This is a genomic window from Microbacterium umsixpiens, assembly GCF_053543675.1.
Genome location: NZ_JBLVOH010000044.1, coordinates 1 through 7650 on the forward strand (window position 1 = coordinate 1; position 7650 = coordinate 7650).

The following is a 7650-nucleotide window of genomic DNA, read 5'->3' on the forward strand; positions in this document are numbered from 1 at the left end:
ATCTCGCCCAGGGAGGCGGCGAGGCCACCCACGGTGTCTTCGAAAGGCACGACTGTGTCGGCCGCAGCCGGCACCGGAGCGCCGGTCATGATGCGGGCGGCCGTGCCCCGAGCGAGAGGTGGATCCTCCGCGCTGCCCGCCGGGACGTCCGCCACGACGCGCAGCACGGCCGGACGCTCCGAGGATGCCGTGGCGACGTCGGCGAAATGCACCGCGAAGCCGTCCATCGCGGAGTTGTCGAACACGGGGACGGGGTTCTGCGCGCGAGCAGGCTCCGTCAGCGTGAAGCCGATCGCCTCGTCCAGAGTCCGGGTGACCGCCGGACGAGTCCGCACGGCGGCGAGCACCACGGCGAGCTGCTCTTCGACCGTGCGCATGCCGCTCATCGCGCGCTCCAGGCGTCCATGCCGCCGGTCAGCACCACCGCATCGGCCCCGGCGTCCCGCAGGGCTGCCGCAGCGCGCGCTGCCCGCAGTCCGCGCTGGCACACGACGACGATCCGGCCCTCTGCGGAAAATGCCTCGGGACGACCGAGCACTTCCGCCAGCGGCGCGTGCCGGGAGCCGGGGATCGCCCCCGCGGCGACCTCATCCGCCTCGCGCACATCGAGCAGGAACGCCCCGGCGGCGACCTCGTCGTCGAGTGCGTCCGCGGCGACGTGAGGTACCGCCGGGCGCGCGGGAACCGAGGTCGTTTCGCTGGCCGTCGCCGCACCGGCCGTCTCCGCGCGCCCGCGCAGCGGAACCTCACTCATCCGTCCCCGCAGCGCGTCGATCAGCAGCACGCGACCGAACAGCGGCTCCCCGATGCCGGCGATGAGCTTGATGGCCTCCATCGCGAGCACCGAACCCACCTGGAGGCAGAGTGCCCCGAGCACTCCCACCGCCGCGCAGCTCGGCAGTTCGCCGACCCCCTCGGGCGGGTACAGGTCGCTCAGCACGACCAGCGGCACTCCCTCGGGCGGAGCCGACCAGAACACCGTCACCTGAGCCGCGAACTCCTGCACGACACCCCACACCAGCGGCACCCCGAGCCGCTCGCAGGCCGCAGCCACCAGCGTGCGGGTCTCGAACGTGTCGGACCCGTCGATCACGAGGTCGGCCTCGGACAACAGCGCCTCGGCATTGGCCGCGGTGAGTCGTTCGCGCACGGGACGAACGGTCGTCTCCGGCGCGAGATCCGCCGCGACGCGCACCGCGCTGTCAACCTTGGGCGCGTCGACGTCGGCCAGGCGGTGCAGCACCTGACGCTGCAGGTTCGAGAGCTCGACCACGTCGTCGTCGATGACCGTGAGGGTGCCGACGCCGGCTGCGGCGAGCGCGAGCACGACGGGAGATCCGAGCCCGCCCGCGCCGACGACGGTGACGTGGGCCGCGCGCAACCGTCGCTGTCCGATTTCGCCGAGGTCGGCGAGGACGAGGTGCCGGGCGGTCCGCTGTGCTTCCGCGGCGCTGAGTGCTGCGACGGGCTCGACGAGCGGAGGCAGCGGCATGCGCTCAGGCTACCCCGGGACGCGTGGCAGCGGGCCCTCCGAGCGCCGGAGAAATCCCCCGCCGAGGGACCGATGATGCGGCAGATCTCCGCGGATGCGGAATATGCACGGCAGATGGCCTGGATCTGCGGAACTCGCGCCTTTAGGCTCGGTCTGTGACCACCTATCGCATCGCCGAAGCCGCACGGCTGCTCGGCGTGAGCGACGACACGGTGCGGCGGTGGGTCGACCAGGACGCACTGCCGGTCACCGCCGACAGTCCCGCCCGCATCCCCGGCGAGGCCCTCGCCCAGCACGCGGTCGCCCTCGCCGCCGCGCCACCCACTCCGGGCGATGTGCTCTCCAGCGCCCGCAACCGCTTCACCGGACTCGTCACCCGCGTGCAGATCGACGGCGTCATGGCACAGGTCGACATCCAGGCGGGTCCGCATCGATTCGTGTCCCTGCTCTCGGCCGAGGCCGTGCGAGAGCTCGATCTGCAGCCGGGGTCGCTCGCCGTCGCGGTGATCAAGGCGACCACCGTGATCGTGGAGACGCCGCGATGATCAATCGACTTCTCGCCGGGTCAGCAGCGCTGGCCGTCATCCTGCTGCTGGGCGGATGCTCTGCCGCCTCATCCGCGGACCCCTCGCCCGCCGCCGATGGCGAGCTCACCGGCGAGGTGACCGTCTTCGCCGCGGCTTCCTTGAGCCCGGTCTTCGACGAGATCGCGGCGGCGTTCACCGAGGAGCACCCGGCGGTCGACGTCGCACCGATCGTGTACGACGGGTCGAGCGTGCTCGTGACGCAGCTCACCGAAGGGGTGCAGGCCGACGTTCTCGCCACCGCCGACGAACGCACGATGCAGACTCTCGTCGACGACGGTCTCGCCGAAGACCCGCAGCCGTTCGCGACGAACACCCTCGTGATCGCGATGCCCGAAGGAAACCCCGCCGGCATCACCTCACTCGCCGATCTCGCGGGGTCGACCACCGTGCTGTGTGCGCCGGAGGTGCCCTGCGGAGCGGCATCGCAGATGCTCCTCGACAACGCCGGCGTCTCGGTCACACCCGCGAGCCTCGAGCAGAACGTGTCCGCGGTCCTGCAGAAGATCGTCGCCGGGGAAGCGGACGCGGGTCTGGTCTATGCGACCGACGTGGTGGGAGAAGACGTCGAGAGCTTCGCTCCGGACGGCAGCGACGAGGTCGTGAACCGCTACCCGATCGTCGCGCTCGACGGAGCGACGGATGCCGGCAGGGCCTTCGCCGAGTTCGTGCGGGGGCCGGTCGGCCGCCAGATCCTCGCAGACCACGGATTCGGCGCGCCGTGATCGGGATCTCCCGGCGAGGCGGAGCATGACAAGGCAGAGCGTGACGAGGTTGCGACGGGTCGACACGGGAGCGGCACCCCCCTTCCTCCTCGTCGCGCCCGCCGTGCTCGGCATCCTCCTGCTCGCGCTGCCGCTGGTCGCCCTGCTCACGCGCGCGTCCTGGTCGACCTTCTGGACCGACATCACCTCCACGGTGGCGCTGGATGCCCTCCGCCTCTCACTCACCACCGGGCTCGCCGCGACCGCGCTGTGCGTCGTGCTCGGCCTGCCGCTCGCGCTGCTCATCGCCCGCTCGGGACCGCGGACCTCCGCCCTGTTGCGGGCTCTCGTCGCGGTGCCGCTCGTGCTCCCGCCGATGGTGGGCGGGGTCGCACTGCTGTTCCTCCTCGGCCGCTCCAGTGCACTCGGGGGTGTCATCGCCGCGTGGTTCGGCACGGGCATCCCGTTCACGCCGGCGGCCGTGGTGCTCGCGCAGGCGTTCGTGGCGCTGCCGTTCCTGGTGCTCGCGGTCGAGGGGACGATTCGCAGCACGGGGAGCCGGTACGAGCGCACGGCTGCCACGCTCGGGGCCTCGCCGGGCACGGTGCTGTGGCGGGTGACGCTGCCGCTCGCCGCGCCCGGCATCGTGGTCGGAGTGATCCTGTGCTTCGCCCGCGCCATCGGCGAATTCGGGGCCACGGCCCTGTTCGCCGGCAACGCCCCCGGAGTGACGCAGACGATGCCGCTCGCGATCTACACCGCCTTCAACGGCGCAGGTGCCGGACGCGAGACGGCCGTGGCCCTGTCGATCCTGCTGCTGGGGACGGCCGTCGCCGTGCTGCTGCTCGTGCGGGCATGGCGGCCGGGGGCCCTCCGATGACGGGCGCAGGCGCCCTCGACGACTCGCTCGATGCCGGCGCCCTCGACGCTCACGTCGTCGTGCGGCATGCCGGGCTCGACGCCGCACTCCGCGTCGCCGCGGGCGAATTCGTCGCGGTCATGGGCCCGAGCGGCGCCGGCAAGACCTCCCTCCTGGAGGCGGTCGCCGGGCTCGTGCGACTCGACGAAGGGCACGTCGACCTCGATGGGCTCCGCCTCTCCGGAGAGCGGCAGCACACACCGCCGTCACGCCGTGCGATCGGCTTGCTCGGGCAGGACGCCCTGCTGTTCCCGCACATGACCGCCGGGGAGAACATCGCCTTCGCGGCCCGGGTCGCCGGACGCACCCGTGAGGAATCCACCCGACGAGCGACCGAGTGGCTGGGCCGCATCGGCCTCGCCGGGTATGGCGATCGGCGGCCGGACGAACTCTCCGGCGGGCAGCGCCAGCGCATCGCCCTCGCGCGAGCCCTCGCCGCCTCGCCGCGACTGCTGCTGCTCGATGAGCCGTTCACCTCACTCGATGTCGAGGCAGCGGCACAGCTGCGCGAGGTCGTGCGCGAACACCGCGGAGCCACCACGACGATCCTCGTCTCGCACGGCATCCTCGACGCTCAGGCTCTCGCGGAGCGGCTCGTGATCGTGCAAGCCGGACGCATCGTCCAGGATGCCGCCGTCGCCGAGGTGCTCGCCTCCCCGGCCACTCCTTTCGCCGCGGCCGTCGCCGATTCGGCACACTGACGCGGCCTCCCGATCCCGGGTCTGCACGGTCACGGGCGCCGGTCAGGGGTGCCGGTCAGGGGTGCCGGTCAGGGGTGCCGGTCAGGGGCGACGCAGCCGCTCCGGATCCGGAGTGGAGATGGGATCCCACCCTCGCTTCGGCGCCCGCGATCCACGCTGCTCGTCGCGCGAGCGGTAGACGATGTACGGGCGGAACAGGTAACCGACCGGTGCGGAGAACACGTGCACCAGGCGGGTGAACGGCCACAGGCCGAACAGGAGTGTCGCCGTGATGACGTGCAGCTGGAAGAGCAGCGGCACATCGAGCATCAGGTCGGGTCGCGGCTGGAGGATGATCAGCTGACGCAACCAGGGCGAGACCGTCTCGCGGTAGTGGAACCCCTCCCCGAACACCTGGTAGACGACGGTGGCCGCCGTACCGAACAGCAGCGTCGCGCCGAGGAACACGTACATCACCTTGTCCATGACGGTGGTCGCGAGGAACACCGCCGCGACCGTGCGGCGTCGGTAGATGAGGATGGCGAGCCCCGCCAGGGTGAGCACCGCCGCGGCCGTTCCGAGCACGGTCGCCCCGATGTGATACATCTCCTCGTTGATACCGATCGCGTACAACCACTCCCGTGGGATGAGGAGCCCGACGACGTGTCCGGCGATCACCATGAGGATGCCGAGGTGGAACATCGGGGATCCCCAGCGCAGCAGCCTGTTCTCGTACGTCTGAGAGGAGCGGGTCGTCCACCCGAACTTGTCGTAGCGGTACCGCCAGATGTGGCCGACGACGAAGATCGCCGCGCACACGTACGGCAGCGCGACCCACAGGATGATCTGCACGCTCATCTCGACTCCCTCGCTCGGAATGCGGGCATCGGCAGACTCAGACCGACCGTCTCGGCGGGCGGTCCCTCGTTCACCAGTGCGAGCACTCGCTCTCTCGTGGCCTGGTCGACTTTCGGCAGCGACAGCGTCACAGCGCGCACGGGATCCGCCCAGCGGCTGCCCATGCTCTCCAGCGCAGCCCGCAGCACTTCGACGCCCTCCCGGTGCGCGGCCAGGAGCGCGTCGGCGATGGGAGACCCCGACAGCGCGGAGAACTCCAGCACAGCCGGCAGGTAGTCGGGCAGGTCGGCCGCGTCGAACTCCCAGCCGGCTGCACGGTACGCCTCGAGGAACGTGACGAGTGCGGTGCCACGACGCCGAGTGTCACCGGTGGCGTAGTAACTCAGGTACAGCGAGCACTTCCGTTTCAGGTCGAACGTCGTCACGTATTCGCGCTGCAGCCCGGATGCCCCGTCACGCTCCGCCCCATCGAGGAACCGCGTCATCGGCTCGGCCACGGGCCGGGGCAACGCGGAGATGTGCTCGCGCAGCACGGGGATGCGGTCGAACCACACGGCGTCCGGGTACTCCAGAAGCAGCGACGCGAGCATATGCACCGTCCGGCGCTGACCGGGGGTGAGCGTCGTGGGAGCCAACGTTTCGGGAAGCGGACGCAGCGGTGTGACCCGCTCCGTCCGGTCCCGGATCGGGAGCACGCTGCTCACGAGTCCGCCTCCGGCGGGAACAGGCCGCCCGGCCTGCCGTTGCCGTCCCAGTTCAACAGGTTCAGGCGATTCGGTGTCGACGGCCTGTCGGCGGTCTGCCGGTCGGCCAGCACGTGGAAGTTCTCGACCGCGACCGGCGTCGGGTAGCCGCTGTTCGCTCCGAAGGGGCCGGCACCACCCATGCCGGGCCCGTCGTCGTAGTCGAGCGAACAGGCCATCTCCTCCAGCTCATGCGCCCGTTCCGCGTGCGCTGCCGGGATCACGTACCGTTCCTCGTACTTCGCGATCGCGAGCAGCCGGTACATCTCCTCGATCTCGTTGCCGGTCATGCCGACCGCCGTCGCGATGCGCTCGTCGCGCTCGTCATCGAGACTGACCCCGCGCATGTAGGACCGCATCGCCGCGAGCTTGCGCAGCGATGCATCCACCGGTTTCGGGTCGCCCGCGGTGAACATCTCGGCGAGGTAGCCGATCGGGATCCGGAGCTTGTCGATCGCGGCGAAGAGCGTCCGCGCATCCTCCCCGTCGCTGCCCGATCCGGTGATCACGTCGACGACGGGCGACAGCGGCGGGATGTACCAGACCATCGGCATCGTCCGATACTCGGGGTGCAGGGGAAGCGCGACCTTGTACTTCTGGATCAGCCGGTGGATCGGGCTCCGCTGGGCGGCATCGATCCAGTCCTCGGGGATCCCGTCACGACGTGCCGCCTCGATCACCGCGGGGTCGTTCGGGTCGAGGATCACCGAACGCTGCGCCTCGAGGAGCTCGTGCTCGTCTTCCACCGCCGCGGCCTCGGCGACCCGATCGACGTCGTAGAGCACCAGTCCGAGATACCGCAGTCGGCCGACGCAGGTCTCCGAGCACACGGTGGGCAGCCCCACCTCGATCCGCGGGTAGCACATGGTGCACTTCTCGGCCTTGCCGGTCTTGTGATTGAAGTAGACCTTCTTGTAGGGGCAGCCCGACACGCACATGCGCCAACCGCGGCACGCATCCTGGTCCACGAGGACGATGCCGTCCTCTTCCCGCTTGTACATCGCACCCGAGGGGCACGATGCCACGCATGAGGGATTGAGGCAGTGCTCACAGATACGCGGCAGGTAGAACATGAAGGCCTTCTGGAACTCGGCCTCGACCTGCTCGCTCATCTTCTGCAGGATCGGGTCCTCCTGCATGGTCTCGATCGAACCGCCCAGGTCGTCGTCCCAGTTGGCCGACCACGAGATCTTCATGTCCTTGCCGGTGATCAGGCTCTTCGGTCGAGCCACCGGGGTGTGCTCGCCGCTCGGAGCGTTGACGAGCATGTCGTAGTCGTACGTCCAGGGCTCGTAGTAGTCGTCGAGGCCCGGCAGCTTCGGGTTGGAGAAGATGCGCATGAGCTTCGCCAACCGTCCGCCGCTCCGCAGCCGCAGCCGACCGCGCTTGTCGCGCACCCAGCCGCCGCCCCACTTCTCCTGGTCTTGATACCCACGCGGGTACCCGACACCGGGCCGTGTCTCGACGTTGTTGAACCAGACGTACTCCATGCCGGTGCGGTTCGTCCACGCCTGCTTGCACGTGACCGAGCAGGTGTGACATCCGATGCACTTGTCGAGGTTCATCACCATCGACATCTGCGCCATGACCTTCATCGGTACCGCACCTCCTGGTCGCGGCGACGGATCGTGGTGACCTCGTCGCGTTGGTTCCCGGTCGGGCCGAGATAG

The 7650-nt window shown here is 70.0% G+C and carries 8 protein-coding genes and 1 pseudogene; 4 read left to right on the plus strand and 5 right to left on the minus strand.

Features of this window, described 5'->3' with window-relative positions:
- Together ACNPM4_RS05010 and ACNPM4_RS05015 are read right to left on the minus strand one after the other, a co-directional pair.
- Positions 1–386, minus strand: a pseudogene (locus ACNPM4_RS05010) (gephyrin-like molybdotransferase Glp); the annotation flags it as partial.
- Positions 383–1492, minus strand: coding sequence for a ThiF family adenylyltransferase (locus ACNPM4_RS05015; protein ID WP_448984901.1), 1110 nt, complete (start codon positions 1490–1492; stop codon positions 383–385). The pseudogene ACNPM4_RS05010 and the gene ACNPM4_RS05015, both read right to left, overlap by 4 nt.
- 155 nt (positions 1493–1647) lie before the next feature.
- On the opposite strand from ACNPM4_RS05015, the gene ACNPM4_RS05020 reads away from it, so the two are divergent.
- The 4 genes from ACNPM4_RS05020 to ACNPM4_RS05035 are packed head-to-tail and all read left to right on the plus strand — an operon-like array spanning position 1648 to position 4400.
- Positions 1648–2037 (plus strand): TOBE domain-containing protein, encoded by a 390-nt coding sequence (locus tag ACNPM4_RS05020; RefSeq protein WP_262001539.1) that lies wholly within the window; start codon positions 1648–1650, stop codon positions 2035–2037.
- Positions 2034–2801 (plus strand): molybdate ABC transporter substrate-binding protein, encoded by a 768-nt coding sequence (gene modA / locus ACNPM4_RS05025; protein ID WP_448984902.1) that lies wholly within the window; start codon positions 2034–2036, stop codon positions 2799–2801. Before ACNPM4_RS05020 ends, modA begins: the two co-directional genes overlap by 4 nt.
- Positions 2802–2826: 25 nt before the next feature.
- Positions 2827–3660, plus strand: a complete 834-nt coding sequence (locus tag ACNPM4_RS05030) for an ABC transporter permease (protein ID WP_448984903.1) — start codon at positions 2827–2829, stop codon at positions 3658–3660.
- Positions 3657–4400, plus strand: coding sequence for a sulfate/molybdate ABC transporter ATP-binding protein (locus ACNPM4_RS05035; protein WP_448984904.1), 744 nt, complete (start codon positions 3657–3659; stop codon positions 4398–4400). Before ACNPM4_RS05030 ends, ACNPM4_RS05035 begins: the two co-directional genes overlap by 4 nt.
- 81 nt (positions 4401–4481) lie before the next feature.
- Here the strand turns inward: ACNPM4_RS05035 and narI are convergent, their stop codons facing one another.
- Genes narI through narH form a run of 3 tightly spaced genes read right to left on the minus strand, consistent with a single transcriptional unit; the run spans position 4482 to position 7575 of the window.
- Positions 4482–5237 carry a respiratory nitrate reductase subunit gamma gene (gene narI / locus ACNPM4_RS05040; RefSeq protein WP_262001541.1) on the minus strand — a complete coding sequence of 252 codons (756 nt, stop codon included), beginning with the start codon at positions 5235–5237 and terminating at the stop codon, positions 4482–4484.
- Positions 5234–5941 (minus strand): nitrate reductase molybdenum cofactor assembly chaperone, encoded by a 708-nt coding sequence (gene narJ, locus ACNPM4_RS05045; protein ID WP_448984905.1) that lies wholly within the window; start codon positions 5939–5941, stop codon positions 5234–5236. The genes narI and narJ overlap by 4 nt, the downstream gene beginning before the upstream one ends.
- Positions 5938–7575, minus strand: coding sequence for a nitrate reductase subunit beta (gene narH / locus ACNPM4_RS05050; RefSeq protein WP_448984906.1), 1638 nt, complete (start codon positions 7573–7575; stop codon positions 5938–5940). Before narH ends, narJ begins: the two co-directional genes overlap by 4 nt.
- Positions 7576–7650 lie beyond the last annotated feature (75 nt).